General features: G+C 57.8%; 29 protein-coding genes, 1 tRNA gene and 3 pseudogenes. 21 read left to right on the top strand and 12 right to left on the bottom strand.

Translation table 11 applies throughout. The annotated features are described in order from the left end of the window. Genes aldA through FQ185_RS08580 form a run of 4 tightly spaced genes read right to left on the bottom strand, consistent with a single transcriptional unit; the run spans nt 1 to nt 4,767 of the window. Nucleotides 1–1,434: an aldehyde dehydrogenase gene (aldA, locus tag FQ185_RS08595; RefSeq protein WP_149417056.1), complete on the bottom strand. Its 1,434-nt coding sequence runs from the start codon at nt 1,432–1,434 to the stop codon at nt 1–3. Nucleotides 1,435–1,454: 20 nt separating this feature from the next. Further along, complete coding sequence (locus FQ185_RS08590) at nt 1,455–2,255, bottom strand: aldolase/citrate lyase family protein (RefSeq protein ID WP_149417055.1); 801 nt, start codon at nt 2,253–2,255, stop codon at nt 1,455–1,457. Between the two features lie 14 nt (nt 2,256–2,269). Next, nucleotides 2,270–3,454, bottom strand: coding sequence for an L-rhamnonate dehydratase (gene rhmD / locus FQ185_RS08585; protein WP_149417054.1), 1,185 nt, complete (start codon nt 3,452–3,454; stop codon nt 2,270–2,272). 17 nt (nt 3,455–3,471) lie between these two features. Further along, nucleotides 3,472–4,767 (bottom strand): MFS transporter, encoded by a 1,296-nt coding sequence (locus FQ185_RS08580; protein WP_149417053.1) that lies wholly within the window; start codon nt 4,765–4,767, stop codon nt 3,472–3,474. Nucleotides 4,768–4,892: 125 nt separating this feature from the next. On the opposite strand from FQ185_RS08580, the gene FQ185_RS08575 reads away from it, so the two are divergent. The 3 genes and pseudogenes from FQ185_RS08575 to FQ185_RS08565 all read left to right on the top strand — a co-directional run. Continuing rightward, nucleotides 4,893–5,834 carry a LysR family transcriptional regulator gene (locus FQ185_RS08575; RefSeq protein WP_149417052.1) on the top strand — a complete coding sequence of 314 codons (942 nt, stop codon included), beginning with the start codon at nt 4,893–4,895 and terminating at the stop codon, nt 5,832–5,834. Nucleotides 5,835–6,057: 223 nt separating this feature from the next. After that, nucleotides 6,058–6,831: pseudogene (locus FQ185_RS08570) on the top strand (xanthine dehydrogenase family protein molybdopterin-binding subunit); the annotation flags it as partial. Beyond that, nucleotides 6,830–6,946 (top strand): annotated as a pseudogene (locus FQ185_RS08565) (XdhC family protein); the annotation flags it as partial. The pseudogenes FQ185_RS08570 and FQ185_RS08565, both read left to right, overlap by 2 nt. Before the next feature lie 24 nt (nt 6,947–6,970). Here FQ185_RS08565 and FQ185_RS08560 read toward each other — a convergent pair. Then, the gene (locus FQ185_RS08560) at nt 6,971–8,254 is read right to left on the bottom strand and encodes an FAD-binding oxidoreductase (protein WP_149417051.1); all 1,284 of its coding nucleotides are present in this window, start codon (nt 8,252–8,254) and stop codon (nt 6,971–6,973) included. Between the two features lie 183 nt (nt 8,255–8,437). Between FQ185_RS08560 and FQ185_RS08555 the strand changes: the two genes are divergently transcribed. The 4 genes and pseudogenes from FQ185_RS08555 (at nt 8,438) to FQ185_RS08540 (ending at nt 10,083) form a co-directional block, all read left to right on the top strand. Then, nucleotides 8,438–8,514: transfer RNA gene (locus FQ185_RS08555), tRNA-Val, on the top strand. Nucleotides 8,515–8,898: 384 nt separating this feature from the next. Then, a pseudogene (locus FQ185_RS30850) lies at nt 8,899–9,172 on the top strand (serine protease); the annotation flags it as partial. A 64-nt stretch (nt 9,173–9,236) separates the two neighbouring features. Continuing rightward, the gene (locus FQ185_RS08545; RefSeq protein ID WP_149417050.1) at nt 9,237–9,431 is read left to right on the top strand and encodes a hypothetical protein; all 195 of its coding nucleotides are present in this window, start codon (nt 9,237–9,239) and stop codon (nt 9,429–9,431) included. Nucleotides 9,432–9,627: 196 nt separating this feature from the next. Then, nucleotides 9,628–10,083 (top strand): DUF2214 family protein, encoded by a 456-nt coding sequence (locus FQ185_RS08540; RefSeq protein WP_149417049.1) that lies wholly within the window; start codon nt 9,628–9,630, stop codon nt 10,081–10,083. A 219-nt stretch (nt 10,084–10,302) separates the two neighbouring features. Here FQ185_RS08540 and csrA read toward each other — a convergent pair whose 3' ends face one another. Continuing rightward, a complete protein-coding gene (gene csrA, locus FQ185_RS08535; RefSeq protein WP_007938114.1) occupies nt 10,303–10,497 on the bottom strand; it encodes a carbon storage regulator CsrA in 195 nt (64 codons plus the stop codon). A gap of 250 nt (nt 10,498–10,747) precedes the next feature. Here csrA and FQ185_RS08530 point away from each other — a divergent pair, with 250 nt between their 5' ends. Beyond that, nucleotides 10,748–11,116, top strand: a complete 369-nt coding sequence (locus tag FQ185_RS08530; protein WP_149417048.1) for an SPOR domain-containing protein — start codon at nt 10,748–10,750, stop codon at nt 11,114–11,116. 115 nt (nt 11,117–11,231) lie between these two features. Further along, nucleotides 11,232–11,414 carry an SIP domain-containing protein gene (locus FQ185_RS08525; RefSeq protein WP_256730389.1) on the top strand — a complete coding sequence of 61 codons (183 nt, stop codon included), beginning with the start codon at nt 11,232–11,234 and terminating at the stop codon, nt 11,412–11,414. 67 nt (nt 11,415–11,481) lie between these two features. On the opposite strand, the gene FQ185_RS08520 is transcribed toward FQ185_RS08525, so the two are convergent. The 3 genes from FQ185_RS08520 to FQ185_RS08510 form a co-directional block, all read right to left on the bottom strand. Continuing rightward, nucleotides 11,482–12,171 carry an endonuclease gene (locus tag FQ185_RS08520; RefSeq protein WP_149417047.1) on the bottom strand — a complete coding sequence of 230 codons (690 nt, stop codon included), beginning with the start codon at nt 12,169–12,171 and terminating at the stop codon, nt 11,482–11,484. A gap of 4 nt (nt 12,172–12,175) precedes the next feature. Continuing rightward, nucleotides 12,176–12,466, bottom strand: a complete 291-nt coding sequence (locus FQ185_RS08515; RefSeq protein ID WP_149417046.1) for a DUF1654 domain-containing protein — start codon at nt 12,464–12,466, stop codon at nt 12,176–12,178. Between the two features lie 159 nt (nt 12,467–12,625). Beyond that, nucleotides 12,626–13,714 (bottom strand): asparaginase, encoded by a 1,089-nt coding sequence (locus tag FQ185_RS08510; protein ID WP_149417045.1) that lies wholly within the window; start codon nt 13,712–13,714, stop codon nt 12,626–12,628. A gap of 350 nt (nt 13,715–14,064) precedes the next feature. Here FQ185_RS08510 and FQ185_RS08505 point away from each other — a divergent pair, with 350 nt between their 5' ends. The 8 genes from FQ185_RS08505 (at nt 14,065) to FQ185_RS08470 (ending at nt 21,728) form a co-directional block, all read left to right on the top strand. Further along, complete coding sequence (locus tag FQ185_RS08505) at nt 14,065–14,523, top strand: hypothetical protein (RefSeq protein ID WP_149417044.1); 459 nt, start codon at nt 14,065–14,067, stop codon at nt 14,521–14,523. A 193-nt stretch (nt 14,524–14,716) separates the two neighbouring features. Further along, nucleotides 14,717–15,673, top strand: coding sequence for a sugar ABC transporter substrate-binding protein (locus FQ185_RS08500; RefSeq protein ID WP_149417043.1), 957 nt, complete (start codon nt 14,717–14,719; stop codon nt 15,671–15,673). A gap of 56 nt (nt 15,674–15,729) precedes the next feature. Beyond that, complete coding sequence (locus FQ185_RS08495; protein WP_149417042.1) at nt 15,730–17,283, top strand: sugar ABC transporter ATP-binding protein; 1,554 nt, start codon at nt 15,730–15,732, stop codon at nt 17,281–17,283. Beyond that, nucleotides 17,280–18,257, top strand: coding sequence for an ABC transporter permease (locus tag FQ185_RS08490; protein WP_149417041.1), 978 nt, complete (start codon nt 17,280–17,282; stop codon nt 18,255–18,257). The genes FQ185_RS08495 and FQ185_RS08490 overlap by 4 nt, the downstream gene beginning before the upstream one ends. Nucleotides 18,258–18,260: 3 nt before the next feature. Further along, nucleotides 18,261–19,280 carry a LacI family DNA-binding transcriptional regulator gene (locus tag FQ185_RS08485; RefSeq protein ID WP_149417040.1) on the top strand — a complete coding sequence of 340 codons (1,020 nt, stop codon included), beginning with the start codon at nt 18,261–18,263 and terminating at the stop codon, nt 19,278–19,280. 57 nt (nt 19,281–19,337) lie between these two features. After that, the gene (gene rbsK, locus FQ185_RS08480; protein WP_149417039.1) at nt 19,338–20,255 is read left to right on the top strand and encodes a ribokinase; all 918 of its coding nucleotides are present in this window, start codon (nt 19,338–19,340) and stop codon (nt 20,253–20,255) included. Continuing rightward, nucleotides 20,252–20,656: a D-ribose pyranase gene (rbsD, locus tag FQ185_RS08475; protein ID WP_149417038.1), complete on the top strand. Its 405-nt coding sequence runs from the start codon at nt 20,252–20,254 to the stop codon at nt 20,654–20,656. The genes rbsK and rbsD overlap by 4 nt, the downstream gene beginning before the upstream one ends. Nucleotides 20,657–20,699: 43 nt before the next feature. Then, nucleotides 20,700–21,728 (top strand): nucleoside hydrolase, encoded by a 1,029-nt coding sequence (locus FQ185_RS08470; RefSeq protein ID WP_149417037.1) that lies wholly within the window; start codon nt 20,700–20,702, stop codon nt 21,726–21,728. A gap of 32 nt (nt 21,729–21,760) precedes the next feature. On the opposite strand, the gene FQ185_RS08465 is transcribed toward FQ185_RS08470, so the two are convergent. Then, nucleotides 21,761–21,973, bottom strand: coding sequence for a hypothetical protein (locus FQ185_RS08465; protein WP_149417036.1), 213 nt, complete (start codon nt 21,971–21,973; stop codon nt 21,761–21,763). A gap of 133 nt (nt 21,974–22,106) precedes the next feature. Here FQ185_RS08465 and FQ185_RS08460 point away from each other — a divergent pair, with 133 nt between their 5' ends. Together FQ185_RS08460 and FQ185_RS08455 are read left to right on the top strand one after the other, a co-directional pair. Continuing rightward, entirely contained in the window at nt 22,107–22,412 is a 306-nt protein-coding gene (locus FQ185_RS08460) for a hypothetical protein (protein WP_149417035.1), read from the top strand. A 166-nt stretch (nt 22,413–22,578) separates the two neighbouring features. Then, nucleotides 22,579–22,899: an I78 family peptidase inhibitor gene (locus FQ185_RS08455; protein WP_149417034.1), complete on the top strand. Its 321-nt coding sequence runs from the start codon at nt 22,579–22,581 to the stop codon at nt 22,897–22,899. 74 nt (nt 22,900–22,973) lie between these two features. Here FQ185_RS08455 and FQ185_RS08450 read toward each other — a convergent pair whose 3' ends face one another. After that, nucleotides 22,974–23,186 (bottom strand): cold-shock protein, encoded by a 213-nt coding sequence (locus FQ185_RS08450; RefSeq protein WP_007905882.1) that lies wholly within the window; start codon nt 23,184–23,186, stop codon nt 22,974–22,976. 280 nt (nt 23,187–23,466) lie between these two features. Then, nucleotides 23,467–23,769, bottom strand: coding sequence for a hypothetical protein (locus FQ185_RS08445; RefSeq protein WP_149417033.1), 303 nt, complete (start codon nt 23,767–23,769; stop codon nt 23,467–23,469). 374 nt (nt 23,770–24,143) lie between these two features. On the opposite strand from FQ185_RS08445, the gene thrS reads away from it, so the two are divergent. After that, nucleotides 24,144–26,066: a threonine--tRNA ligase gene (thrS, locus tag FQ185_RS08440; protein WP_149417032.1), complete on the top strand. Its 1,923-nt coding sequence runs from the start codon at nt 24,144–24,146 to the stop codon at nt 26,064–26,066. Continuing rightward, the gene (infC, locus tag FQ185_RS08435; RefSeq protein ID WP_172435341.1) at nt 26,066–26,617 is read left to right on the top strand and encodes a translation initiation factor IF-3; all 552 of its coding nucleotides are present in this window, start codon (nt 26,066–26,068) and stop codon (nt 26,615–26,617) included. The genes thrS and infC overlap by 1 nt, the downstream gene beginning before the upstream one ends. The last annotated feature ends 15 nt before the right edge of the window (nt 26,618–26,632 follow it).

The following is a 26,632-nucleotide window of genomic DNA, read 5'->3' as shown; positions in this document are numbered from 1 at the left end:
TCAGCCTTGCAGATACACCGCATGGGTATGGGTGTATTCGTACAGCCCGTGCTTGCCATCCGCGCCACCGATGCCTGACTTGCGTACCCCAGCGTGGAACCCTTGCATGGCTTCGAAGTTCTCGCGATTGACGTAGGTTTCGCCAAAATCCAGCTCGCGCATCGCGTGCATGGTTTTGCTCAGGTCGCGGGTGTAGATCGACGACGTCAGGCCATAGTCGCAGTCGTTGGCCAGAGCGATGGCTTCGTCGAGGTCATCGACGATCTGGATCGGCAGCACCGGGCCGAAAATTTCTTCGCGCATGATCTCCATTTCGGCGTGGCAACCGGCGAGCACCGTGGGCTGAAAATGGAAGCCGTTGGGCAGGTCGGCAATCTGCCCGCCGCTGATCAGACTCGCGCCCTGGCTCAACGCGGTGCGGACTTTACGGTTGACGCTGTCGAGCCCCTGACGGTTGATCAGCGGGCCCATTTCGATATCCGGTTGGGCGATCGGATCGCCGTAGCGGGTAGCACTCATCGCCGCCGCGATGCGCTCGATAAACGGGTCGGCGACCTTGCGTTCCACGTACACCCGCTCGGCGCAGTTGCACACCTGACCGCTGTTGATGATGCGTGAATCGCGGATGGCTTTCACCGCCAGCTCCAGGTCGGCATCCGCCAGCACGATGGCCGGTGCCTTGCCGCCCAGCTCCAGATTGAGCTTGGTGATGTTCGGCGCCGCAGCGGCCATGATCCGCGAGCCGGTGTCGACGCTGCCGGTGAAGCTGATCATGTCCACGCCCTTGTGCGCGCTCAGCGCCGCACCGACTCGGCCATCGCCGCAGACCACGTTGAACACGCCGGCCGGCAGGTCGGTTTCGGCGACCAGTCGGGCGAATTCGAAGCAGTTGTTCGGGGTTTCTTCGCTGGGCTTGATCACGATGGTATTGCCGGTCAGCAGGGCTGGCGCCATTTTGCGGGCGATCAGGAAGAACGGGAAATTCCACGGCAGAATCCCGGCGACTACACCCAGCGGTTTGCGGAACAGGAAGATGTTTTCGTTCTGGCGGTCGCTGGTGATGATTTCACCTTCGATGCGTCGGGCCCACTCGGCCATGTAGTCGAGGTAGTCGGCGGTGAAATTGACTTCGACTTCGGCGAGGCCGCTGACCTTGCCTTGTTCCAGCGTGATGGTACGCGCCAGATGGGTGACGTTTTCCCTCAACTTGGCGGCGATCCGCCGCAGATGCCCGGCGCGTTCAATCGCCGGTTTGCGCGACCAGTCTTTTTGCGCAGCGCGTGCGGCGGCAAGGGCGCGGTCGACGTCGTCGGCCGTCGAGGCCGGGACTTTCGACAACACGGCACCAGTGGCCGGGTTGATCACCTCGAGATGAGCAGCGCTGGCCACGAATTGGCCGTTGATGAAGTTTTCGTAAACAGGCACGGACGACATGGGGACGACTCCTTGGCTGATCAATAGGTGCGCGATGGCGCTTGCGCGGTGGCCGGTGTGCGGTAGCGCGCGAGGGTGGCCGTGGCGCTTTGGCGCAGCAGGCTGATGTCGATGGCGACTGCAATGAACTGGCAGCCCCAGCGCTGATAGCGGCGTGCGTCTTCTTCGTTCGGTGCAAGGATTCCGCAGGCCTTGCCCGCCGCGAGGGTGGCTTTTACCGCGTGTTGAATGCGTTCTTGCACCTCGGGGTGGCCAGGGTTGCCGGCATGACCGAGGCCAATGGATAAATCCGCCGGGCCGATGAACACCGCGTCCACGCCTTCGACGGCAGCAATCGCTTCGACGTTTTCCACGCCAGTGCGCGACTCCACCTGAACGATCAGGCACAACTGCTCATGGGCGGTGTTCAGATAGTCGGGAACTGCGTCCCAGCGTGTAGCGCGGGTCAGACCGCCGCCGACGCCGCGAATGCCGTGCGGCGGGTAACGCATGGCGCGCACCAGCGCGGCGGCTTGTTCGGCGGTTTCGACCATCGGGATCATCAGCGTCTGCGCGCCGATATCCAGCAGTTGCTTGATCAGGTTGGTGTCGCCCGTTACCGCACGCACGACCGGCGCGGTGGAGTAGGGCGCGACCGCCTGCAATTGGGCGAGTACGCCGGGCACGGTGTTCGGCGCATGTTCGCCGTCGATCAGCATCCAGTCATAACCGGTGGTGGCGACGATCTCGGCGGCGTAGCCGGTGGCGAATCCGGCCCAGATTCCATACTGGGTTGAGCTGTTTTTGAGCGCGGCTTTGAAAGCGTTGTGCGGCATGTTCATGACGGGGTCCTTTCTCAGCGGTTATACGGCCGATGCAGTTGGCATTCCGGGTTGAGGGTCACGCCGAAGCCTGGCTTGTCGAGTTCCGACAGGCGCATGCGGCCGTTCACCGGTACCGGTTCGCCGAGCAGTTGCGGGTGGAACATCGGCACCACTTCATCGGCTTTGGGCGCCATCATCAGGAACTCGGCGAACGGGCTGTTATGCCGGGTGGCGACAAAGTGATAGCTGTAGACCGAAGAACCGTGGGGAATGACCAGCGCGTTATGGGCGTCGGCCAGCGCGGAAATCTTCACCAGTTCGGTGATCCCGCCGCACCAGCCAACGTCCGGCTGGATGATGTCGCAGCAGCCCATCTCCAGCAGCATGCGGAAACCCCAACGGGTCGCTTCGTGTTCGCCGGTGGTGACCAGCATGCCTTTGGGCACGTTGTTGCGCAGGGCCGCGTAGCCCCAGTAATCGTCAGGCGGCAGTGCCTCTTCGATCCACTTCAAACCATATTCGTGGGCACCGACCGCCAGTTTGGTGGCGTAGTTGAGGTCCAGGCTCATCCAGCAATCGAGCATCAGCCAGAAGTCCGGGCCGACCCGCTCGCGCATGGTCGCCAGTTCTTCGAGGTTCTTGCGCAGGCCTTCTTCACCTTCGGCGGGGCCGTGGTGCAACGGCATCTTGCCGCCGATGAAACCCATTTTCTGCGCCAGGTCCGGACGGGCGCCGGTGGCGTAGAACTGCAATTCGTCGCGCACCGCACCGCCGAGCAATTGATGCACCGGCTCTTTGCGAATTTTGCCGAGCAGGTCCCAGAGCGCCAGGTCGACGCCGGAGATCGTGTTGATCACGATCCCTTTGCGGCCGTAATACAGGGTCGATTGGTACATCTGGTCCCAGATTTTTTCAATGTCGGTGACCCGTGCGCCTTCAAGGAAACGCGCCAGATGCTTTTCGACGATGTACGCAGCGGGTTCACCGCCCGTGGTCACGGCAAAACCGACCGTGCCGTCGCTGGCTTCAATCTCGACCACCAGGGTGCCGAGCACGTTGATGCCGAAGGTGCGGCGGCTCTGGCGGTACTCGGGGTATTTGCTCATCGGCGTGGCAATGTGATCGTCGATCCAGTGGCCGTCCGCCTGATCGTGATAATCGGCGCCGCCGCCTCGCAGGGTGAAGGCGCGGACGTGTTTGATGGTTGGAATGCCCATGGTGTGACTCCTCAGGTTTAAACGGTGGCCGGCTTGTTTGAAGATTTCTGGACGGGCGAGCGGATGCCCAGGACCAGAAAAGCGGCGATTACGGTGGTAGCGGCGAGCACGTACAAACCTGCGGCCGGCGAATGAAAGGCGCCTTCAGCCCAGTTTTTCAGCACCGGGGCGATGAAGCCGCCGAGGGCGCCGAACGAATTGATCAGGGCGATCCCGGCCGCAGCGGCGCTGCCGGCGAGGTAGCTGGAAGGGAAGGTCCAGAACACCGGTTGCACGGCGATGAAGCCGGAGGCGGCGAAGCACAAGGCGACGATGCCCAGGAACGGACTGCTGAAGGTCACCGAGCACGCGATCCCGGCGGCGGCCATCAGCAAGGTCAGGCAGGCGGTGCGGCGACGTTCGCCGGTGCGGTCGCTATAGCCGGGAATCAAATAAGCGGCCACCAACGCGCAGATCCACGGGATCGCGGTGACCAGTCCGACCATCAGCCCGACTTTGGTGCCCAGCAAGCCGCCAACCTGAGTGGGCAGATAGAAAACCACACCGTAAACGCTCGCCTGGATCAGCAGATAGATCAGGCACAAGTACAGCACCGAAGGTTGGCACAGGACGTTGAGCAGGCTGCGGCCGTGGTTTTGCTTATGGCTGTCCTCCTGGTCGAGCAGGGTCTGCACTTGCTGGCGTTCTTCTACGGTCAACCACTTCGCATCCGCCGGGCGATTGTCCAGGTACCAGTAGGCCCAGACGCCCACCGCCGTTGCCATCAAGCCTTCAACAGCAAACAGCCATTGCCAGCCGTGGACGCCGGCAAATCCATCCAGTTCCAGCAGCAGGCCGGACAACGGGCTGCCAAAGATGAAGGCCAGCGGCGCGCCGAAGTAGAAGAAGCCCATGGCCTTGCCGCGTACCGCGTTGGGGAACCAGTAGGTGAGGTAAAGAATGACGCCGGGGAAGAAGCCGGCTTCGGCCACACCCAGCAAAAAGCGCAGGACGTAGAAACTGGTTTCGGTGTGAGCGAAGACCATGGCCGCGGAGACCAGGCCCCAGGTGACCATGATGCGGCACATCCACAGACGGGCGCCGACGCGGTGCAGGATCAGATTGCTCGGGACTTCGAGCAGCGCATAACCGACGAAGAACACCCCGGCGCCGAAAGCGAAAGCGGCGTCGCTGATATTGGTGTCGGCCTGGAAGGCTTGCTTGGCGAACCCGACGTTGGCGCGGTCGAGAAAAGCCATGATGTACATCAGCAGCAGGAAGGGCAGGAGCCGCCAGGAAATTTTGGCGAGCAGAGGCGCGGGTAGAGTCGTCATCGCAGTTTTCCTTGGGTAGGGCATTTGTTCTTATGGGAATGACTGTACGGCCGAGGATCGATGCGTTACAAATCGAATCTAGCTAACAACTGATACCTTCAGGGTATCGATAAAAAAGGCCCGTCATGACCACGCCGATCATCTCTCGCAGCCTGCTCAACCGCCTGCGTTACAAGCATTTGCACATGCTGGTGGCGCTCAGCAGCAGTCAGAACCTGCACCGCGCCTCGCAAAGCCTGAACATGTCGCAACCGGCCGCCACCCGCATGCTGCATGAGATTGAAGACATGTTCGGTTGCGATCTGTTCGAGCGCCTGCCGCGCGGGATGCGTCCGACGGCGCTGGGCAGTGAGTTGATCCGTTTCGCCGAGTCGGCAATCAGCGGCCTCGATCGCTGCGCCGAAGACCTGATGGCGCGTCAGCAAGGTGGTTATGGCTATCTCTCGATCGGTACCATCATGGGCGCCGCGCCGGACCTGGTGATGGATTCGATTGCTGAAATCAAAGCGCTCAATCCGCAACTGCGGATTCGTATCATGGGCGACACCAGCGATCAGGTGATCCAGTTGCTGGAGCAGGGCCGCATCGACCTCGCCATTGCCCGGCGCAATGCCTCCACTGACAGCGAGCATTACGCGTTCGAGCAATTGGGCAACGAACGCCTGCTGGTGGTGGTTCACGCCGGTCATCCACTGGTCCAGCGGGAAAAACTCGAGTTGTCGGAATTGGTCAGCGGCTGGCCATGGATCCTGCAACCGGAAACCAGCCCCGCGCGAATTGGCCTCGATCAAGCCTTGCAACGCCTGGCCTTACCGCTACCGGCCGACATCATCGAGTGCAGCTCGGTGTATTCCATGCAGCAACTGATTCAGCTGACCGACGCGATCATGGTGTTGTCGGAAACCGCTTTGCGCGATTACCTGAAAATGGGGCTGGTGGTGGCGCTACCGGTGGAGCTGGACGTGCAACTGGCGCCGTTCGGATTGCTGCTGCGCAAGGGCGAACACATCAGTCGGGAGTTGGGGCTGTTCATCGATTTGTTGAGGCGCAAAGCGGCAGTACTTTGATTCTTTGGTCAGTTATTTGTAACCAGTTGTTTTTTCACAAGCGCAGAAACCTTTAAAGTTAACCTTTCGGTCAGCTTTGTACTGTCAATACACCCTTTTGCCTCGTCAAAAAGGCCTCTGCAAGACTCGAGATTCCCCAGAACATAACCAGAAGCGCGGACCCCTAACCGCCCAGAGGATGATCCATGTCCAACCGTGAAATATCCCGGCGCTGGCGGCCTTGATGGAAAACAGCGTGACCGTGCCGTCCGAGCAGTGGCTCGGCAACAACGGCAAGGCGCGCTCGCGTAACGATGCCTTGTCCAAGGTCTGCGGCAGCAAAGTCTTTGCCCGCGACATCCGCGTCAAGGACATGCCGGGCTGGCCCCAGCAGCAGGGCCACGTCATGTTGCTGAAAACCATCAAGGCCGATCGTATTTATGCAGGCTACGACCTGTCATGGCTCGGCGCTGACTTGCAGCCCGACCGCATCGTCATCGCCGCCGACCTGGACAAGGACGGCATCGTCTTCCCGGAAGAGCACGCGCCTGATCCGCTGCTGCCGGAAGGCAAGGTGCCGATGTTCATCGGTCACCCGGTGGCGATCCTGATCTGGAACGACTTCGAGCGTTTCCGCCAGGCCAAGGCCAAACTCAAGTTCAATGACAAAGCAATCCGCCACGGTGATATAGCGCCGTTCTACGAAGGCGATCCCTACGGCAGCTTCCGCTACGTGCGGGTTGGCGGCGCGACCTCGGCGGACGAAGATGAATTCGCCAGCCTCAAGGATTCGATCCTGTTCCCGATGCTGCGCAACCGTCGCCGGGTGTGGAATTCCCAACCGAACCTGCATGGCAACCTGACCGAGCGCGGGCTGTTTTATGCCGAGCGCATGAAGCAGCAGATCAACACCCCGCCGGACAATTGGCTGGTGTTCGACGAGCGCTACAAAACCCCATCGATCGAACCCGCTGCGATGGAGCCGGACAACGGCAACGGCTGGTACGACCCGGCGACGGATTCACGCCCCGATCGGTCTGAACCTCGGCAGCAAGACCCCGGCTGAAATCGCCCTTGCTGTACTCGCCGACATCCTGCGGATTAGTAATGACAGAGCGCGGGATCAGCTCTAAACGCCATTCCCCCTGTGGTGTCGCTTAGTACCCGAACTTGTCTCGCAAGCCGTAATACCAAGCGCCCAACGCCGCAAACGGTGTGCGCAGCAGCTGTCCGCCGGGGAACGGGTAGTGCGGCAGGTCGGCAAATGCGTCGAAACGCTCGGCCTGGCCACGCAGCGCTTCGGCCAGCACCTTGCCTGCCAGGTGCGTGTAGGTCACGCCGTGGCCGCTGCAACCCTGGGAGTAGTAGATGTTGTCACCCAGCCGTCCGACCTGAGGAAGACGCGACAGGGTCAGCAGGAAATTGCCGGTCCAGGCGTAGTCAATCTTCACGTCTTTTAGCTGCGGGAAGGCCTTGAGCATTTTCGGCCGGATGATCGCCTCAATGTTCGCCGGATCCCGCGCGCCATACACAACGCCGCCGCCGAAGACCAGACGCTTGTCACCGGTCAGACGGTAGTAGTCGAGCAGGTAGTTACAGTCTTCGACGCAGTAATCCTGTGGCAACAGTCTTTTCGCCAATTCATCGCCCAGGGGTTCGGTGGTGATGACCTGAGTCCCGCACGGCATCGACTTGGCCGCCAGCTCTGGCACCAGATTACCGAGGTAAGCATTGCCGGCAACGATGATGAATTTGGCCCTGACTTTGCCTTGCGGCGTATGCACCACCGGGTTCGCACCGCGCTCGATGCGCACCGCCGGCGACTGTTCATAGATAGTGCCGCCCAATGACTCCACAGCCGCCGCTTCACCGAGCGCCAGGTTCAACGGATGAATGTGCCCGCCGCTCATGTCGAGCATGCCGCCGACATACTGATCGCAGGCCACCACTTCGCGGATGCGGCGTTGATCCATCAGTTCAAGTTGCGTGTGACCAAAACGTTCCCACAGGCGTTTTTGGGATTCCAGGTGACCCATCTGCTTGGCAGTGATGGCCGCGAACACACCACCGTCCTTCAAGTCGCACTGAATATTGTAATTGGCGACTCGCTCACGAATGATCCGGGCCCCTTCGAACGCCATCTGTCCCAGCAACTGAGCCTGCTTGGGACCGACACTGCGTTCGATCACATCAATGTCACGGCTATAGCTGTTGACGATCTGGCCGCCATTACGCCCTGACGCACCAAACCCCACCTTGGCCGCTTCCAGAACCGTCACCCGAAAACCGTTCTCCAGCAGAAACAGGGCAGAGGACAGTCCGGTATAACCGGCGCCGATCACACAGACGTCAGTCTCCACGTCATCCTGTAAGGCCGGGCGCGGCGGAACCGCATTAGCCGATGCGGCGTAATAGGACTCTGGGTAGGGGGTGTTCGCCATCCTGCAGCCTCTGTTTAATATATTTTACGAGTGCACCGATCCTACCCGAGTTAAAAATCGGCCGCCAGCCACCGCAAAATCTTCTTTGCAGCAGCGAAATTAAATATTTTGCATATTCATAGGGTTAGCTCGAAAAAAGGTGTTGACACCCCTTCGGAATTCCGTAGAATGCCGCCTCACAGCAGGCACGTAGCTCAGTTGGTTAGAGCACCACCTTGACATGGTGGGGGTCGTTGGTTCGAGTCCAATCGCGCCTACCAAACAAAATCCGCTCTGCTGGGCGGTCTAGAAGGGCTCACCGAAAGGTGGGCCCTTTTTTGTTGTTTGCGATTTTCAAAACGATTGCAAAAACTCACTCAAAACACCAACTTGGCGACCCACTTCAATATCTTCAAATTGGCATTAATTTCAGCCAAGTCGTGCTCTTGTCTCTGACGATTTCCCAGCGGCAAATATTTGAAATCTTAGGATGGATCAAAAAGCAATTAGCCTTAGCGCGATTCATTCATGCGCGTCATTACAACCTCAACCCTAAATAACAAATCGTCTAAGTGGATCCGCAGTGAGGAAATCTTCTACCCGGCAATGACAAATAACTGACAACAAAAAACAGTCATATTTTCCTAACAAGTCGGTGATTTTTCATGATCATGGCCTGCTTTTTAATAGGAGTTCTCACTGCAGGATGCAAATGGCTTCGTCAAAGCGGACCTATCGGGGCGCACTAACGATTCATACTTTTTAGTCTTCTCAGGCTTTCCTTTGCCGTATGTATACATGGCTTTGGCTGTGCAATAGAACGAGGGCTACGCCGTCACCACCCGCCATACCCCATTGCTCTCCAACGTGAAATACAGTTGCAGCACAGGCTGTGACCTCGTCTTCATCCAACACAAAGCCAATGGCCGCTACCTTTCAAGGGGCGGTTTATTTGTGATTCGGGCGTAAACTAGCCGAGCTACCTCATCAAAAGGAGCCGTATATGATCGCCGACCAACTGAACAAACTGGCCTCTGAGGACAGAGCCGTCTGGGATCAATACTTCTGCGCTGCGTTGATTGCAGAAAGCAATCTGACGGCCCCTGTAGTAGGAGGGGCTACTCACGAAGACAGGCAGAACCTGTTGATTGAACGAGCCAAAGCGCTCGCTGACAAGATGATGGAAAACAGAAAATAACCAGAGCCCAGCCTTCGCGCTGGGCTTTTTCCATCTGATGAAAAGATCGACTCGAACCGTGTCAACGCGTACTCGAGGGCGATACGGTGTCAGAACGCCTTAACAATCGCGAAATGTCCGGCACGCGATGCAAACCGTCGTTTCATGGGCTACTACTGACAGGCTGTTTCAACTTCGTCCTGACTGGAGTATTTCGATGCTGGCTCACTGGTTTCTTGCGGCGGTTCATCTTCTGGCGTTTGCACTGGGCTTCTGGGCCGTGCTGACTCGTGGCACTGCGTTTCGGCGCCTGGCTGCCGGGGCTGGAGAGGCTCGCAGCGTATTGATCGCGGATAATCTGTGGGGCATTTCTGCCGTCATTCTCCTGATCACTGGTGGGATGCGGGCCTTTGGCGGATACGAAAAGGGCAGTGACTACTACCTTCATCAGCCGCTCTTCCACCTCAAGATGACGTTTTTTATCCTCATCCTGTTGCTTGAAGTTGTACCGATGGTGACGCTGATCAAATGGCGGATTGCGCTGGGGCGTGGTGCGGCTATCGATACCGGCCGTGCGAAGTTGTTTGCACGGATCAGTCATATCGAAGCGTTGCTGGTGTTGCTGATGGTCGTGGCGGCCACGGGTATGGCGCGTGGGGTGACGTTCGGATAGCCGAGGTGTCGGGACTTCCTCGGGATTAAACCGAAACGTCTGACAGTCATGACGCGAGATTTATCGGTAGTATCGACTTCAGGTTCCCGACCGTATCGCAGGAAAATGCCAGGACTTCCAGAGAATGGGTGAGCACGTAAACGGAGGGCGATGCGGCGCTTGAATCTCAGCCAGCCGTGGTTCCGGAGCGAACGGGCTGGCTACTGACTGCAACAGGATTCAGGGCGTTTGTGGTTTGTCCGGAGCGGTCAGACCAGCCTGAATGCGTTGATAAATTTCTTCGCGGTGCACCGCAACGTCTTTCGGGGCGTTGATGCCAATTCTGACTTGCTGGCCGCTAACGCCCAGAATGGTGATCGTGATGTCATCACCAATGTTTATGCTTTCACCGACTTTGCGGGTGAGTATCAGCATGGTCTTCTCCTTGATTGCTTTGTAGGGCACCTGATTCGAACAGTGCAGAGGTCGGTGGTATGTATAGATTAGTGCTAAGTCTCACGGTTTGGGTGCCTCTTTCTGACGCGCAGATGCTGCATTAATTCCCAAGGTGTAACTATACAGAGGCCGCAATCATGATTCTCGTTGTTTTGAGCCCATTTTGCGGCACTCAGAAAGTATTCATGAATGTTAAAATCGCCGCTTTAAGCATTCAGAGGGAAGCGTTGTGCGCAAAATGGTCTTGGTAATCGCGGTACTGGCGTTGGCGGGATGCGGTGAGGGCAAGGGCGTTGACGCCCAAAAGCCGCAACCGGCAGCGGCGGCAACGGCACCCGCGCAGGCGTCCGCACCACGATGGGATCTGGAAATGCGGGGCGAAACCACTCAGGCTGTCAGCGATTTGAGCGGGTGGTTGATTGAGCACAGTTTCATTTCCAATGTCGTCAAGGAAAACGGAAAGACCCGGGTTCTGCTCGGGCCATTCAGCTCGAAAGCCGAGGCCGAGGCGAAGCAGGCACAGGTGCGGGCGGCACTGACTCGAGCGAAGAAACAGAACATCGAATTACTGATTGTCGAACATCCAGTAACCCGGTAACGGTCTTTTTCAGGGAGCTTTCGACGGAACGCCTTAAAGGGGGGATCCACATTGACTCGTTTCTAGACGTGCGAATCTGCCGTCATTCCCCTCCACAGCATTCAAAGCGCAGGAGTTGGCCGACGTCGATGTGGATGAAGACATGCTGTGGGAAACATCGGAGTCGGCCAGTGATGGATTCTTTGGCTGGGTTGCCGGGGAAACGGTCGCCGTGATGAGCTTGCGCAAACACTTGATCAAGGAGCGCGGTATTGCCCCGGAGTCACTCAACCTGATGGGCTACTGGCGCTACAACTAAATCGGCGGTTAGAAACGAAAAAGGCCTCGGGTGTCAAACCCGAGGCCTTTGTGTTTCCAGCGAGCGCTTAACCGCAGGTTTTCATGTCTACCGGGCCGACAAACACGTTCCCGCGCCCCATTACGCAGGCCACGCCCTGGTTACGCTGACGCTCCCAGGCCTGTACTGGATAGGTCTTGTTCCAGGCTTCATACAGTTGTCGATCCTGTTTTGACAGGCGCAAACCGTACTGCTTGCTCATGTAGAAATAAGTCCGGGCGATCATGCCGCGAATGGAAGGGCGGGGCATGACCTTCTTCGCCTTGAAGTCGACCTGGGTCAGGCACGATCCGTATTGGCCGGATTGCACCGGCAACCAGCCAAAACTGAAATTACTGCGATCGCCGTTCACCTCTCCGATGCTCGGCACCAGGTTATGCAGATCGGCCTCGGCCTTCTGATAGGTCGGATCGTAGCGTGTGCAGTTCTTGCGTCCGCCTTCTTGCCAGCATTGACGCTGATGGCCGATCTGCCAGGCCGGAACAATGTGTTCCCACTCGATGCGAGAAGCGCGCTTGGCGTTTTTGCGCGGTACATATCCGCAGGCTGCAAGATCAACCTTGTTGCCGGTGTATTTGCAGCCGCAATAGAACTCGGTGGATTGCGGTGCGTAAAGCTTCCAGGCGACTTTCTTGGCTTCGCTGAAAGTACGTGGGGCGCCAGCCTGGGCACCCATGGCGATAAACAGAAACAGCAATGCAAAACAACGGACACTCATTGACTCAATCTTCCTTCGGCACAACCCAGAAAATCTGCACACCGCCATCGTCGCGATAGGCGAGGGTGACGTTGTCGTTCTCATCGATTTCTTCGAGCAAGCGTTCCCACTCATCCACTGGCTCATCCGCAAGACGGAAGATCAGTGCTGCTTTGGCTTTCTGAGCGGTGGGGGAGTTGATGATTTTCTGAACGCGTATGCCCATGCGTTCATAGGAGTCAGGAGAGGTGGAGGTAGTGGCCACGGAGTTATCCTTATTAAGCTGTACGTGCATACAGTATTTAACTGTAAGCATTTTCGCAACTGCTTAAAATTCAAGAAAATCCTCTGACAGCAGTTTTTACCGTTTGGTGTAGGACGAGGGAGTTTTTTATTCGATGAGAGGTGTGACCACTCGCCAAGACTGGCGAGTGGTGAACGCAGTGCCCGACCGGAATCGGTCGGGCGAGGTAAATCAGTATTCCCAGAACATCCGCTGCAGCTCTTTGCTGTCATTAGTCTTGGTCAGCGCGACCATGGCCAGAATGCGAGCTTTTTGCGGATTCAGGTCATGCGCCACGACCCAGTCGTACTTGTCATCAGGCTGCTCGGCGTTACGCAGTACAAAACCACCCGCGTTGACGTGAGAAGAACGGATGATTTGCACGCCGTCCTTGCGCAGGGCCTGCAGGGCTGGAACAACGCGCGAAGACACCGAGCCATTGCCAGTGCCGGCATGGATGATGGCTTTGGCGCCCGACTGAGCCAGGGCTTTGTAGGCTGTATCGCTGACGTTGCCGTAGGAATAGGCGATTTCTACGTCAGGCAGGCTCTTGATGGTTTTGATGTCGAATTCCGAGTCCATTGTGTGGCGCTTGGCCGGCAGGCGGAACCAGTAGGATTTGCCTTCAACCACCATGCCGAGTGGGCCCCAGGCACTTTTGAATGCCTCGGTCTTGATGTTGATCATTTTGCTGACGTCGCGACCCGACTGGATTTCATCGTTCATGGTCACCAGTACACCTTTGCCGCGCGCCTCTTTGCTGCTGGCTACGGCCACGGCGTTGTACAGATTCAGCATGCCGTCGGCGGACATTGCAGTGCCTGGACGCATGGAGCCGACGACGATGATCGGCTTATCGGTTTTTTCCACCAGGTTCAGGAAGTAAGCGGTTTCTTCCAGGGTGTCGGTGCCGTGGGTGATGACGATGCCGTCGACGTCTTTGCTGTCAGCCAGTTCGGCCACGCGGCGACCCAGTTGCAGCAGGTTGTCGTTAGTGATGCTTTCGGACGCGATCTGCATGACCTGTTCGCCACGTACGTTCGCCAATTGGCTCAGTTCCGGAACCCCGGCGATCAATTGTTCGATGCCGACTTTCGCCGCTTGATAGGTCGCGCTGTTTGCAGCGCTGGCGCCGGCGCCGGCAATGGTGCCGCCGGTGGCCAGGATCACCACATTGGCCAGTTTCTGTTGGGTTTCGACTTCTTTTGCCTGAAGGGCGGTGGGCAGGAGCAGCAAGAGGGCCAAAGCGCCCGGAACGAAGGTCTTGAAAGCAGATGTCATTATTTTTCTCTCTAGTAGTGAGACGGTGCTGATGCAGGTTCATCTAGATACGCCCCAGGTCGGTCTGAACGCTTGGGGTGTATTAATCAGAGCAGGATCTGTACCAGTCGTACTTTGAATAAGAAAAACTTTTAATCTGCTGATTTATATCAGTATTTATCGGAAGAGCCGGAATGGTTACACAGTCTGTTGTCCGGGTTTCCGAACACGTTGAGCGTTTTTGTTCGGCTCTCCGAAAAGTACTACGAACTCCGTAGATTAAATCGCCTTGCCAGATTGCGAATCAGTGCTAAAGAAACCTACGCTCAGGTCGATGATCCTTTGAAGGATCTTTCTTTTCAGGAGCTCACATGTCGTTATCCGTTGGTATCTCAAGTGCTGCAGGCGTCACCATCGGCGGCAAGTCCGCCGCAACGATTCGAGCGTTAAGCGATGAAACGGCCGACGCCGCGAATCAAGCGCTGGGTATCAAGGACAGTGACGCCAAGCAAGTCAGAACCGGAGCTGTGGGCCTGGATAAAGTGGACGCGTCCACTGAAAAGGATGGCCCCGACAACGCCAGTGTGGCGGAAAAGGTTTTGCTCGAGCGTCTCAAAGAACTGCAAGAGCAACTGCGTGAGCAACAGAAACAATTGGCCGCGGCTCAAGCGGCGTCTTACCCGACACCCGAAGCGAAGACCACCGCAGTGATGGCGATTCAGGGGCAAATAGCCAATACCAACGCTGCGATAATGGAAACGGCCAACAGCTTGTACAAGGAAATTGCCAAAGGCTCCGCCAGTGGAGCGGTGGTCAACACCACGGCATGACGTAGATGTCCGGCTTTCGCCGGGCGCTCTCAAAACGGCTTTTCTGGTCGTTGACAAATCTCTGCAGGGTTCGCATAGTTCGGTCTACGCAAACGTTTGCGCTGCGCTCCCGATGTCATATCCGTCGGTGCGCGCTACGAAGCCTACGCCAGCGCAAGCGTTGCTCACAATAATCATAAGATCGGAGTGAACCATGAAGCTGCCATTCGCTGGACGTCTTCTCGCTGTCGCTATGTTGGCTGCTGCATCCGCCGCATTGCCTGTCTCTTCGGCTTTCGCCGAGACTCCTGAAAAACCTAAAGTCGCCCTGGTGATGAAATCCCTGGCCAACGAATTTTTTTTGACCATGGAAGACGGCGCCAAGGCCTATCAGAAAGACCACTCCGGCGATTTCGAGCTGATCTCCAACGGTATCAAAGACGAAACCGACACGGCTGGCCAGACGCGCATCGTCGAGCAAATGATTCTGGCCAAGGTCAATGCGCTGGTCATCGCGCCGGCTGACTCCAAGGCCATGGTTCCAGTGATCAAGAAAGCCATCGATGCCGGTATCACCGTGATCAACATCGACAACCAGCTGGACCCGGCGGTGGTCAAAAGCAAAAACATCACCGTACCGTTCGTAGGCCCGGATAACCGCAAAGGCGCGCGCCTGGTAGGCGAGTACCTGGCCAAGCAACTGAAGGCCGGCGACGAAGTCGGCATCATCGAAGGCGTTTCCACCACCACCAACGCACAGCAGCGAACTGCAGGCTTCAAGGATGCGATGGAAGCGGCGCAGATCAAGGTCGTCTCTTTGCAGTCTGGTGACTGGGAAATCGACAAAGGCAACAAGGTTGCTGCCTCGATCCTCAGCGAATACCCGCAAGTCAAAGCCCTGCTGGCGGGTAACGACAGCATGGCCGTCGGTGCGGTCTCCGCCGTACGCGCCGCGGGCAAGGCTGGCAAGGTGCAAGTGATCGGTTACGACAACATCAACGCCATCAAACCAATGCTCAAGGATGGCCGCGTCCTGGCCACCGCTGACCAGTTCGCAGCCAAACAAGCTGTATTCGGCATCGAGACTGCGCTGAAGATCATCAAAGGTGAGAAAGTCGACAGCGGCACCAATGGCGTGATCGAAACTCCGGTAGAGCTGGTCACCAAGTAGTCCTTCTGGCGACACAACGGTGCTCGTCCGTCCGGGCGAGCGCATGGAGAGTTTTTATGTCAGTTTGCGCCCCGAACGCTGTCCTGTCGGTCAGCGGTATCGGCAAGACCTACGCCCAACCGGTCCTGACCGGCATTGACCTGACGCTGATGCGCGGTGAAGTGCTGGCGCTGACCGGCGAGAACGGCGCCGGCAAAAGCACCCTGTCGAAGATCATTGGCGGGCTGGTCACGCCGACCACCGGCCAGATGCAATTCCAGGGTCAGGATTACCGCCCCGGCAGCCGGACCCAGGCCGAAGACCTGGGCATCCGCATGGTCATGCAAGAACTCAATCTGTTGCCGACTCTGTCAGTGGCGGAAAACCTGTTTCTCGATAACTTGCCCAGCAGCGGCGGCTGGATCAGCCGCAAGCAACTGCGCAAGGCCGCGATCGAGGCCATGGCTCAAGTCGGGCTCGACGCGATCGATCCGGACACCCTGGTCGGCGAACTGGGCATCGGTCACCAGCAAATGGTTGAGATCGCCCGTAACCTGATCGGCGATTGCCACGTACTGATCCTCGACGAACCCACCGCGATGTTGACGGCTCGTGAAGTCGAGATGCTGTTCGAGCAGATCACCCGCCTGCAGGCTCGCGGTGTGTCGATCATCTATATCTCCCACCGCCTCGAAGAACTGGCACGGGTGGCTCAGCGCATCGCGGTATTGCGCGACGGCAACCTGGTGTGTGTCGAGCCGATGGCCAATTACAACAGTGAGCAACTGGTCACGCTGATGGTCGGTCGTGAGCTCGGCGAACACATCGACATGGGGTCGCGCAAAATCGGCGCTCCGGCGTTGACGGTCAAAGGGCTGACCCGCGCCGACAAGGTTCGCGACGTGTCGTTCGAAGTGCGCGCTGGTGAGATCTACGGGATTTCCGGCCTGATCGGGGCAGGGCGCACAGAGTTGCTGCGACTGATCTTCGGTGCCGACACCGCGGACAGCGGCACTGTCGCGCTAGGTTCGCCGGCGCAAGTTGTCAGCATCCGTTCACCGGCTGATGCAGTCGGTCACGGCATCGCCCTGATCACCGAAGATCGCAAGGGTGAAGGCCTGCTGCTGACTCAATCGATCAGCGCCAACATAGCGCTGGGCAACATGCCGGTCATTTCCAGTGGTGGCGTCGTCAACAATGGTGACGAGATGGCCCTGGCCCAGCGGCAGATTGACGTCATGCGCATCCGCAGTTCCAGCCCCACGCAACTGGTGTCGGAACTGTCCGGCGGTAACCAGCAGAAAGTCGTGATCGGCCGTTGGCTGGAGCGCGATTGTTCGGTGATGCTGTTCGACGAGCCAACCCGTGGCATCGATGTCGGTGCCAAGTTCGACATCTATGCGCTGCTCGGTGAGCTGACCCGCCAGGGCAAAGCGCTGGTGGTGGTGTCCAGCGACTTGCGTGAACTGATGTTGATCTGTGACCGGATCGGCGTGCTCTCGGCGGGGCGTCTGATCGAGACCTTTGAGCGCGACAGCTGGACCCAGGATGACTTGCTTGCCGCCGCGTTCGCCGGCTATCAAAAACGTGATGCGTTGCTCAACGAAGCAGCGCCTAGGGATCTTCCATGATTACTGCAACGTCCGCTGGCAAACGTAGTGGCAACTTTTACGGCCTCGGTACCTATCTGGGTCTGGCCGGTGCCTTGCTGGCCATGGTCGCGCTGTTCTCGGTCCTGAGCAGCCATTTTCTGTCTTACGACACCTTCAGTACCCTGGCCAACCAGATTCCGGATTTGATGGTGCTGGCGGTCGGCATGACGTTCGTGTTGATCATCGGTGGCATCGACCTGTCGGTGGGCTCGGTGTTGGCCCTCGCGGCGTCGACGGTCAGTGTGGCGATTCTCGGCTGGGGCTGGAGTGTGCTGCCTGCCGCGTTGTTGGGGATGGGAGCTGCGGCGCTGGCCGGGACCATCACCGGTTCGATCACCGTGGCGTGGCGGATTCCGTCATTCATCGTGTCTCTCGGGGTGCTGGAAATGGCCCGCGGTGTGGCGTATCAGATGACCGGCTCGCGCACGGCTTATATCGGTGATGCCTTTGCCTGGTTGTCCAACCCGATCGCCTTCGGTATTTCGCCGTCGTTCATCATTGCCTTGCTGATCATCATCGTCGCCCAGGCCGTGTTGACGCGTACCGTGTTCGGTCGTTACCTGATCGGCATCGGCACCAACGAAGAGGCGGTGCGTCTGGCAGGGATCAATCCCAAGCCCTACAAGATCCTGGTATTCAGTCTGATGGGGTTGCTGGCCGGTATCGCTGCGCTGTTTCAGATTTCCCGTCTGGAAGCGGCGGACCCGAATGCCGGTTCCGGTCTGGAGTTGCAAGTGATCGCGGCTGTGGTCATTGGCGGCACCAGCCTGATGGGTGGCCGTGGTTCGGTGATCAGTACGTTCTTTGGGGTTCTGATCATTTCCGTATTGGCGGCCGGTCTGGCGCAGATCGGCGCGACCGAACCGACCAAACGCATCATCACCGGCGCGGTCATCGTGGTAGCGGTGGTGCTTGATACTTATCGCAGTCAGCGCGCAAGCCGGCGGACCTGAGTCATGGCAACGATCAAGGATGTGGCAGCGCTCGCGGGGATTTCCTACACCACGGTTTCCCATGTGGTGAACAAGACCCGGCCGGTCAGTGACGAAGTGCGGGTCAAGGTTGAAGCGGCAATCAAAACCCTCGACTACGTGCCCAGTGCCGTGGCCCGGTCACTGAAGGCTAAAACGACGGCGACTATCGGTCTGTTGGTGCCTAATAGCCTCAACCCCTACTTTGCCGAATTGGCACGTGGCATCGAAGATTACTGCGAGCGCAATGGCTACTGCGTGATCCTCTGCAACTCCGACGACAATCCGGACAAGCAACGCAGCTACCTGCGGGTGCTGCTGGAAAAACGCATCGACGGGTTGATCGTGGCGTCGGCAGGTGGCGACGCGGGGCTGGCAGAAGGCCTGGCAGGAGTGAAGACCCCGATGGTGATCGCCGACCGCGGACTGGAAGGTGTGAATGCCGACCTGGTGCGAATCGACCACGAATACGGCGCCTACCTGGCGACCCGGCACCTTCTGGAGTTGGGGCATCGGGACATCGCCACTATCGGCGGCCCCGCGAGTACCAGTGTGGCGCAGATGCGTCTGGCCGGTTATTGCCGCGCCCTGAAAGAGGCAGGTGTCGAAGTGTCTCGCGAGCGCATGCTGGAAAGCGACTTTACCAGCACCGGCGGTTACAGCGCTGCGGCGATCCTGCTGGAAGAAAACCCGCCCAGCGCGATCTTCGCCGGTAACGACATGATCGGTATCGGTGTGCTGCGCGCTGCCGCCGAGCGCAATATTCGTGTACCGACCGAGTTGTCGGTGATTGGCTTCGACGATATTCAGATGAGCCGTTATGTGTACCCGGCGCTGACCACTGTGGGTCAGTCGATCCTGCAGCTCGGTGAGATGGCGGCCGAAGTGCTTTTGCGCAGGATCGCCACGCCGGATATGGCCACCGATCAACGAATCGTGACGCCCAGTATTGTCTTGCGGGAGTCGACTGCGCCGCTGGCCGGTCTGTTCGCTCAATTCCGTTGAAAATCGAAAGCCGCTAAACCAAAAGCACCGCTGAATAGAATTAATGAGTAGCAATGTATGCCAGCAAGAGTAGTGGTAATAGGCAGCCTGAACATGGACCTGGTCACCCGGGCGCCAAGGCTGCCCCGTGGTGGTGAAACGCTGATCGGCGAGTCGTTTGCCACGGTTTCCGGCGGCAAGGGCGCGAATCAGGCCGTTGCCGCGGCGCGTCTTGGTTCCCGGGTTTCGATGGTCGGTTGCGTCGGCAGCGATGCTTATGGCGAGCAATTGCGTGGTGCGTTATTGGCCGAGCAGATCGATTGTCAGGCGGTCAGCACCGTCGACGATTCCAGTGGCGTGGCGTTGATTGTGGTCGACGACAACAGTCAGAACGCGATAGTAATCGTTGCCGGTGCCAACGGTGCGCTGACGCCGGAAGTGATCGACCGTTTCGACTCGGTGTTGCAGGCGGCGGATGTGATCATCTGTCAGCTGGAAGTGCCGGATGCCACCGTCGGCCATGCGCTGAAACGTGGCCGTGAGTTGGGCAAGACTGTGATCCTCAATCCGGCGCCGGCCAGTCGCCCGTTGCCGGCGGATTGGTATGCATCCATCGATTACCTGATTCCCAACGAAAGCGAAGCCTCGGCCCTGAGCGGTTTGCCAGTGGACTCACTGCAAACCGCCGAAACCGCAGCGACCCGGTTGATCGACATGGGCGCCGGCAAGGTAATCATCACCCTCGGTGCCCAAGGGTCGATATTCGCCAACGGCAAAAGCTTCGAGCATTTCCCCGCGCCAAAAGTGAAGGCGGTCGACACAACGGCTGCCGGCGATACGTTTGTCGGCGGTTTTGCGGCGGCCCTGTCGGCTGGCAAAACCGAAGCAGAAGCGATCCGTTTCGGTCAGGTCGCTGCGGCACTGTCGGTCACCCGTGCCGGTGCACAACCCTCGATCCCCACCTTGTCCGACGTACAGGCCTTTAAAGCACCATGAAAAAGACACCTTTGCTCAACGTCGCGCTGTCGCGGCTAATCGCATCCCTGGGCCATGGCGACATGGTGGTGATCGGCGATGCAGGGCTGCCAGTGCCGCCGGGCGTTGAGCTGATTGACCTGGCCTTGACCCACGGCATTCCGGATTTCGTCAGCACCTTGAACGTCGTACTCAGCGAAATGCAGGTCGAAAGCCATGTGCTGGCCCAGGAGATCCTGGACAAGAGACCTTCGGCGTTGGCGACGCTCGATGAGCTGAATGCTGAAGGTGCGCTAGGTCAGCGTGAGCTGCTCAGTCATGACCAATTCAAAGTCCTCAGCCGACAGGCACGGGCGATTGTTCGTACAGGCGAATGCCAGCCGTACTGCAACATCGTGCTGGTGGCGGGGGTAACGTTCTAACTCGCTGTTGTCTTTCTGCTGTCCCACGCACAAGGAGTGCGCTATGCACCGCTATGCTCAGAAACTGCAACACCTTCTCCGGAGTCTGCTGCTTTTGTCCCTGATTACCGCAACAAGCGCCCAGGCGGCGGAAAAGATCGACTTGATCATCGACACCGACCCGGGTGCCGATGACGTAGTTGCCTTGCTGTTTGCCCTGGCATCGCCGGAAGAGCTGAACATTCGTGCGCTGACGACCGTCGCCGGCAATGTGCGTCTGGACAAGACTTCGCGTAATGCGCGGCTGGCCCGTGAGTGGGCGGGGCGCGAGGAGGTGCCGGTCTACGCCGGTGCGCCGAAACCGCTGATGCGTACGCCGATTTACGCCGAGAACATTCATGGCAAGGAAGGCCTGTCGGGCGTCACCGTACATGAACCGAAGAAAGGACTGGCCGAAGGCAATGCGGTCAATTACCTGATCGATACCTTGAAAGCCGCCAAGCCCCATAGCATCACCATCGCCATGCTGGGTCCGCAGACCAATCTGGCCTTGGCGCTGATCCAGGAACCTGAAATCGTTCAGGGAATCAAGGAAGTGGTGATCATGGGCGGTGCGCACTTCAACGGCGGCAACATCACCCCGGTGGCCGAGTTCAACCTGTTCGCCGACCCGCAGGCTGCTGAGGTGGTGCTCAAAAGTGGTGTGAAGCTGACGTACCTGCCGCTGGACGTGACCCACAAGATCCTCACCAGCGAAGCGCGCCTGAAGCAGATCGCCGCCATCAACAACACTGCCAGCAAACTGGTGGGCGATATTCTCAATGAATACGTCAAAGGCGACATGGAGCACTATGGCATTCCGGGTGGCCCGGTGCATGACGCGACCGTAATCGCCTACTTGCTCAAGCCTGCGTTGTTCACCGGTCGCACGGTCAACGTGGTCGTGGATAGCCGCGAAGGCCCGACCTTTGGTCAAACCATCGTTGACTGGTATGACGGCCTGAAGGCACCGAAGAATGCTTTTTGGGTTGAAAGCGGCGACGCCCAGGGCTTCTTTGACCTGCTGACCGAGCGGCTGGCTCGTCTGAAGTAATCCATCGGCCCGCAGGTGCCAGCCTGCGGGTTTTACGCGCGCTCGTTCTCTGTCAAGCCCATATAGTCGGCAGGGTACTTCTCGAATATCTGCGCGATGAATTTCCTCGCCGCTTCAGTTCCCAGCTCCTTGACCAATAGATCGATACCAATGATTGCCAACTCTTCCGGGCTGCCCGGGCTGTAAGAGCTGTGACCCTGTGGCCACTTGACTGTGATGTTGGCGTCGATGCTTATGGTGGACATGATGGCGCTCGTGAAGTCGGGAAAGTCTGAGTGTCGAGTTAACCATTTTGCGCGGCGTTTGGCACTCCGACTTAGGCATGAGAGGAGGGCTATGCGACACTTGGTCTTTAATGATTTTTCAAGGACACGTGCCGTGCGGATCGATTTGAACACGCCTGACGGCTTGACCCTTGAGGCAGTGCGTCAGCTGCTTGCCTCGGCCAGTGACGATGAGCACACTCAGTTGCGGGTGACCAAGGGTGGTATCGCCTATATTTCTTCGGGTGTCGTAGGCGGGAACGATATCGGTGGGCTGCTGTTTCGCCTGGAGACATGGGCCAAGGGTTCCGGTTATGTAGGATTGGTCGCGGCCAGCGACGAGGTCTGGGTCATGCAAATCTTCAATGCACTGAAAGAGAACTGGCCAAATCCGCTCTACGACTACATCGACGTCTATTGAGCGCTGTTCATATTCAGTCACGATTGAGTGATGAACGGCAGGGTGATGCTCAGGCAAACTCGCCGCTTGTCCAGGTTGAGGGCAGGGTGCTAGCACTCCCCGTGAAACCAAACGCCAGATTGGCGGTCGCACGATCTCAGCTTAACTATTGAAAAAAGGAGGCTTCATGCCTTGGAAGTTCGCGTCATTGGGTGCTTTGTTGGCCGTTGCCATGCTGGCCGGTTGCAGCACTACCTCCACCGAGTCGGCAACAGACTCCGCGGCGACGACTGACACTGGCCATAGCCGTTGCGAGGCAAAGGCGGCCGAATTCACCATTGGCAAAAAGGCTTCGCCTGAGTTGCTGGAACAGGCGCGTACCCGCGCAGGCGCACAGAATGCACGGTTCCTCTTGCCCACCGACATGGTGACTCTGGAGTACCGCTCTGATCGCTTGAACCTGAACACCGATGCCAATCGGGTCGTCACCCGCGCCAACTGCGGCTGATCGAGCTTCAGGCTTTTGTTTCACCCATAAAAAACCCCGTCACATGGACGGGGTTTTTTAGTGCGGCTGAAAAATTACTCAGCGCGGACTTGTGCAGCTTGCATACCCTTTTGGCCTTTCTCAGCCACGAAGGAAACGGTCTGGCCTTCTTTCAGGCTTTTGAAACCGTCGCTTTCGATAGCTTTGAAGTGTACGAACAGGTCGTCACCGCCACCTTGAGGAGTGATGAAGCCGAAGCCTTTTTCATCGTTGAACCACTTAACGGTGCCGGTTTGGCGATTAGACATGGTGTATCTCCAAGAAACATATATTTTTTCAGTACTGTGCTGCTCAGGCCAACTGGGCACACCGGGGTATCATAGTCGAAATGTTCGCTTTGGGAGCCCCCCGGACGTGCTGTTTGCCCTGCAGTCGCGTTCTGTTTGCTGCTTTGTTTGGCTGCAAGCCCCGTTTTAAAAGGCTTTCAGCCAAAAGTAAAGACATTAAAAAAACCTGTAAAACCTGCATAATTTGTACGAAATAGCGGTTTTCAGAGGCTTTGCAGGCCTTCAAAGCGCTCTGGCGGGCTTATTTTTTCGCCTTGTTATCGGCTTTGCAGGACGAAATTTGCGTCAGTGCTTTTTGTTTCAGGGCATCACTGGCTGTGTTGTCCATCAGTGCCTGGATGTCGCCGGCCGGATACGATTTGATTGCATCGGCACCACAAGCGCAGTGAGCTTTGGCCGCTGCAGCACCGATCTGGGGGGTGGCTGCCTGAGTGCACTGAGCCATGTATTTCTCGCGCTCGCCCTTTGGCCAATCGGCATGGGCGGCCAGTGGCAGCAGCAAAACGATGGGGGCGACTATTGCGAATAAACGATTCAGACGCATGCTGGGATGCTCCTTGTGGGTCAATGTCTTGTTATCTGAGGGGTAAAGCGGGGTTCAAGTTCAGCACTCTGGCATAAAAATGCCCGATTTGCCCCAGCTGAAAGCCTGTGTGCATCGACGACCGTTCATCTGTGCTAGCATGCCTCGCTCGGGCGTTTGCAGGCTCCGGATGACCTTCAGTCCCGGTGGCAGCAGATGTGCGAATAACCCTGATTTGAATCCCAGTCACTCTGGTTCGGTTTTCCGGTTGGCCGCAAGGCTCCTGCCGCTGTAAGGCAGGCGTTCGTCATTGAATGGCCTGGATCGGATCTTGTACTGGCTCATCCCAACCCACGTGACCTTTGGTAGGGGTCACCACTAGGAGAGGAGGCGCCATGCCAACTATTACTCTTCCCGACGGCAGTCAACGTTCATTCGATCACCCGGTTTCCGTAGCCGAGGTCGCCGCATCCATTGGTGCAGGTCTGGCCAAAGCCACCGTGGCCGGCAAGGTCAATGGCAAGCTGGTCGACGCCAGCGACATCATCGACAGCGATTCCACGCTGCACATCATTACGCCAAAGGATGAAGAGGGGCTGGAGATCATTCGCCACTCTTGCGCCCACCTGGTTGGCCACGCGGTCAAGCAGCTGTACCCGACGGCCAAAATGGTCATCGGCCCGGTCATCGACGAAGGCTTCTATTACGACATTGCTTTCGAACGTCCTTTTACACCGGACGACCTGGCCGCTATCGAACAGCGCATGCAGCAGCTGATCGAAAAAGATTACGACGTGATCAAGAAAGTCACTCCGCGCGCCGAAGTGATCGAAGTGTTCAAGGCCCGCGGCGAAGACTACAAGCTGCGCCTGGTCGAGGACATGCCGAACGAGCAGGCCATGGGTCTGTACTATCACGAAGAATACGTCGACATGTGCCGCGGTCCGCACGTGCCGAACACGCGTTTCCTGAAATCCTTCAAACTGACCAAGTTGTCCGGCGCCTACTGGCGTGGTGATGCCAAGAACGAGCAATTGCAGCGCGTTTACGGCACCGCATGGGCTGACAAGAAGCAGCTGGCGGCTTACATCCAGCGCATCGAAGAAGCTGAAAAGCGCGATCATCGCAAGATCGGCAAGCGCCTGGGCCTGTTTCACACCCAGGAAGAGTCGCCGGGCATGGTGTTCTGGCACCCGAACGGCTGGACTTTGTACCAGGTGCTCGAGCAGTACATGCGCAAGGTTCAGCGCGACAACGGTTACTTGGAGATCAAAACTCCGCAGGTCGTTGACCGCAGCCTGTGGGAGAAATCCGGGCACTGGGCCAACTACGCCGACAACATGTTTACCACCCAGTCGGAAAACCGCGATTACGCGATCAAGCCAATGAACTGCCCTTGCCACGTGCAAGTGTTCAATCAAGGCCTGAAAAGCTACCGCGAACTGCCGATGCGTCTGGCCGAATTCGGTGCCTGTCACCGTAACGAGCCATCGGGTGCGCTGCACGGCATCATGCGCGTGCGTGCGTTCACTCAGGACGACGCCCACATCTTCTGCACTGAAGAGCAGATGCAGGCTGAATCCGCTGCGTTCATCAAGCTGACCATGGACGTTTATGCCGACTTCGGCTTTAAAGACGTCGAAATGAAGCTGTCCACTCGTCCGGAAAAACGTGTTGGTTCCGACGAGCTGTGGGATCGCGCCGAAGCAGCACTGGCTGCAGCCCTTGATAGCGCTGGCCTGTCGTACGATCTGCAGCCGGGCGAAGGTGCGTTCTACGGTCCGAAGATCGAGTTCTCGCTGAAAGATTGCCTCGGCCGCGTCTGGCAATGTGGTACCCTTCAGCTCGATTTTAACCTGCCTGTCCGTCTGGGAGCCGAATACGTCTCCGAAGACAACAGTCGCAAGCACCCGGTTATGTTGCACCGGGCGATCCTGGGTTCCTTCGAACGTTTCGTCGGAATTCTGATCGAGCACTACGAGGGTGCGTTCCCCGCGTGGCTGGCTCCGACCCAGGCAGTGATCATGAATATCACTGATAAACAGGCTGATTTTGCCGCTGAGGTTGAAAAAACCCTCAATGAAAGCGGATTTCGTGCCAAGTCTGACTTGAGAAATGAAAAGATCGGCTTTAAAATCCGCGAGCATACTTTGCTCAAGGTTCCCTATCTCTTGGTTATCGGAGATCGGGAAGTCGAGATGCAGACTGTCGCTGTGCGTACTCGTGAAGGTGCTGACCTGGGCTCGATGCCCGTCGCCCAGTTCGCTGAGTTTCTCGCGCAAGCGGTTTCCCGGCGTGGTCGCCCAGATTCGGAGTAATTATTATTAAGCGTGAAATGAGACAAGATAAACGAGCTGCACCGAAAGCCCCGATCAACGAGAATATCTCGGCACGCGAGGTTCGGTTAATTGGAGCTGAGGGTGAGCAGCTTGGGATTGTGTCAATTGAAGACGCGCTTCTTAAGGCTGAAGAAGCCAAACTGGATCTGGTGGAAATTTCCGCCGATGCAGTACCCCCTGTTTGCAAGCTGATGGACTACGGCAAATCGATCTTCGAGAAGAAGAAGCAGATTGCCGCGGCCAAGAAAAACCAGAAGCAGATTCAGGTTAAAGAAATCAAGTTTCGTCCAGGGACGGAGGAAGGGGATTACCAGGTAAAACTGCGCAACCTGGTACGTTTCCTGAGTGATGGGGACAGGGCCAAGGTATCCTTGCGATTCCGCGGCCGTGAGATGGCCCACCAGGAGCTGGGGATGGAACTCCTCAAGCGAGTTGAAGGTGACTTGCTCGAGTACGGTTCGGTCGAACAGCATCCTAAGATGGAAGGACGCCAACTGATCATGGTCATCGCCCCGAAAAAGAAGAAGTAATCAATAGGGCACGGC

The sequence above is a fragment of the Pseudomonas sp. ANT_H12B genome, assembly GCF_008369325.1.
Classification (GTDB): domain Bacteria; phylum Pseudomonadota; class Gammaproteobacteria; order Pseudomonadales; family Pseudomonadaceae; genus Aquipseudomonas.
Note: the sequence above shows the minus strand (reverse complement) of the source record. Positions and strands in the feature narration are given on the sequence as shown.

Excerpts from the sequence above, each read along its gene's own strand:
- FQ185_RS08470 (WP_149417037.1), top strand. The coding sequence starts at position 20,700 with ATGCACCGCTATGCTCAGAAACTGCAACACCTTCTCCGGAGTCTGCTG.
- FQ185_RS08505 (WP_149417044.1), top strand. The coding sequence starts at position 14,065 with ATGTCGTTATCCGTTGGTATCTCAAGTGCTGCAGGCGTCACCATCGGC.
- FQ185_RS08495 (WP_149417042.1), top strand. The coding sequence starts at position 15,730 with ATGTCAGTTTGCGCCCCGAACGCTGTCCTGTCGGTCAGCGGTATCGGC.
- rbsD (WP_149417038.1), top strand. The coding sequence starts at position 20,252 with ATGAAAAAGACACCTTTGCTCAACGTCGCGCTGTCGCGGCTAATCGCA.
- FQ185_RS08465 (WP_149417036.1), bottom strand. The coding sequence starts at position 21,973 with ATGTCCACCATAAGCATCGACGCCAACATCACAGTCAAGTGGCCACAG.
- FQ185_RS08455 (WP_149417034.1), top strand. The coding sequence starts at position 22,579 with ATGCCTTGGAAGTTCGCGTCATTGGGTGCTTTGTTGGCCGTTGCCATG.
- FQ185_RS08510 (WP_149417045.1), bottom strand. The coding sequence starts at position 13,714 with ATGACATCTGCTTTCAAGACCTTCGTTCCGGGCGCTTTGGCCCTCTTG.
- aldA (WP_149417056.1), bottom strand. The coding sequence starts at position 1,434 with ATGTCGTCCGTGCCTGTTTACGAAAACTTCATCAACGGCCAATTCGTG.
- FQ185_RS08450 (WP_007905882.1), bottom strand. The coding sequence starts at position 23,186 with ATGTCTAATCGCCAAACCGGCACCGTTAAGTGGTTCAACGATGAAAAA.
- FQ185_RS08540 (WP_149417049.1), top strand. The coding sequence starts at position 9,628 with ATGCTGGCTCACTGGTTTCTTGCGGCGGTTCATCTTCTGGCGTTTGCA.
- FQ185_RS08590 (WP_149417055.1), bottom strand. The coding sequence starts at position 2,255 with ATGAACATGCCGCACAACGCTTTCAAAGCCGCGCTCAAAAACAGCTCA.
- FQ185_RS08490 (WP_149417041.1), top strand. The coding sequence starts at position 17,280 with ATGATTACTGCAACGTCCGCTGGCAAACGTAGTGGCAACTTTTACGGC.
- csrA (WP_007938114.1), bottom strand. The coding sequence starts at position 10,497 with ATGCTGATACTCACCCGCAAAGTCGGTGAAAGCATAAACATTGGTGAT.
- FQ185_RS08485 (WP_149417040.1), top strand. The coding sequence starts at position 18,261 with ATGGCAACGATCAAGGATGTGGCAGCGCTCGCGGGGATTTCCTACACC.
- FQ185_RS08445 (WP_149417033.1), bottom strand. The coding sequence starts at position 23,769 with ATGCGTCTGAATCGTTTATTCGCAATAGTCGCCCCCATCGTTTTGCTG.
- FQ185_RS08560 (WP_149417051.1), bottom strand. The coding sequence starts at position 8,254 with ATGGCGAACACCCCCTACCCAGAGTCCTATTACGCCGCATCGGCTAAT.
- FQ185_RS08575 (WP_149417052.1), top strand. The coding sequence starts at position 4,893 with ATGACCACGCCGATCATCTCTCGCAGCCTGCTCAACCGCCTGCGTTAC.
- rhmD (WP_149417054.1), bottom strand. The coding sequence starts at position 3,454 with ATGGGCATTCCAACCATCAAACACGTCCGCGCCTTCACCCTGCGAGGC.
- FQ185_RS08500 (WP_149417043.1), top strand. The coding sequence starts at position 14,717 with ATGAAGCTGCCATTCGCTGGACGTCTTCTCGCTGTCGCTATGTTGGCT.
- FQ185_RS08545 (WP_149417050.1), top strand. The coding sequence starts at position 9,237 with ATGATCGCCGACCAACTGAACAAACTGGCCTCTGAGGACAGAGCCGTC.
- FQ185_RS08515 (WP_149417046.1), bottom strand. The coding sequence starts at position 12,466 with ATGCTTACAGTTAAATACTGTATGCACGTACAGCTTAATAAGGATAAC.
- FQ185_RS08580 (WP_149417053.1), bottom strand. The coding sequence starts at position 4,767 with ATGACGACTCTACCCGCGCCTCTGCTCGCCAAAATTTCCTGGCGGCTC.
- thrS (WP_149417032.1), top strand. The coding sequence starts at position 24,144 with ATGCCAACTATTACTCTTCCCGACGGCAGTCAACGTTCATTCGATCAC.
- FQ185_RS08520 (WP_149417047.1), bottom strand. The coding sequence starts at position 12,171 with ATGAGTGTCCGTTGTTTTGCATTGCTGTTTCTGTTTATCGCCATGGGT.
- rbsK (WP_149417039.1), top strand. The coding sequence starts at position 19,338 with ATGCCAGCAAGAGTAGTGGTAATAGGCAGCCTGAACATGGACCTGGTC.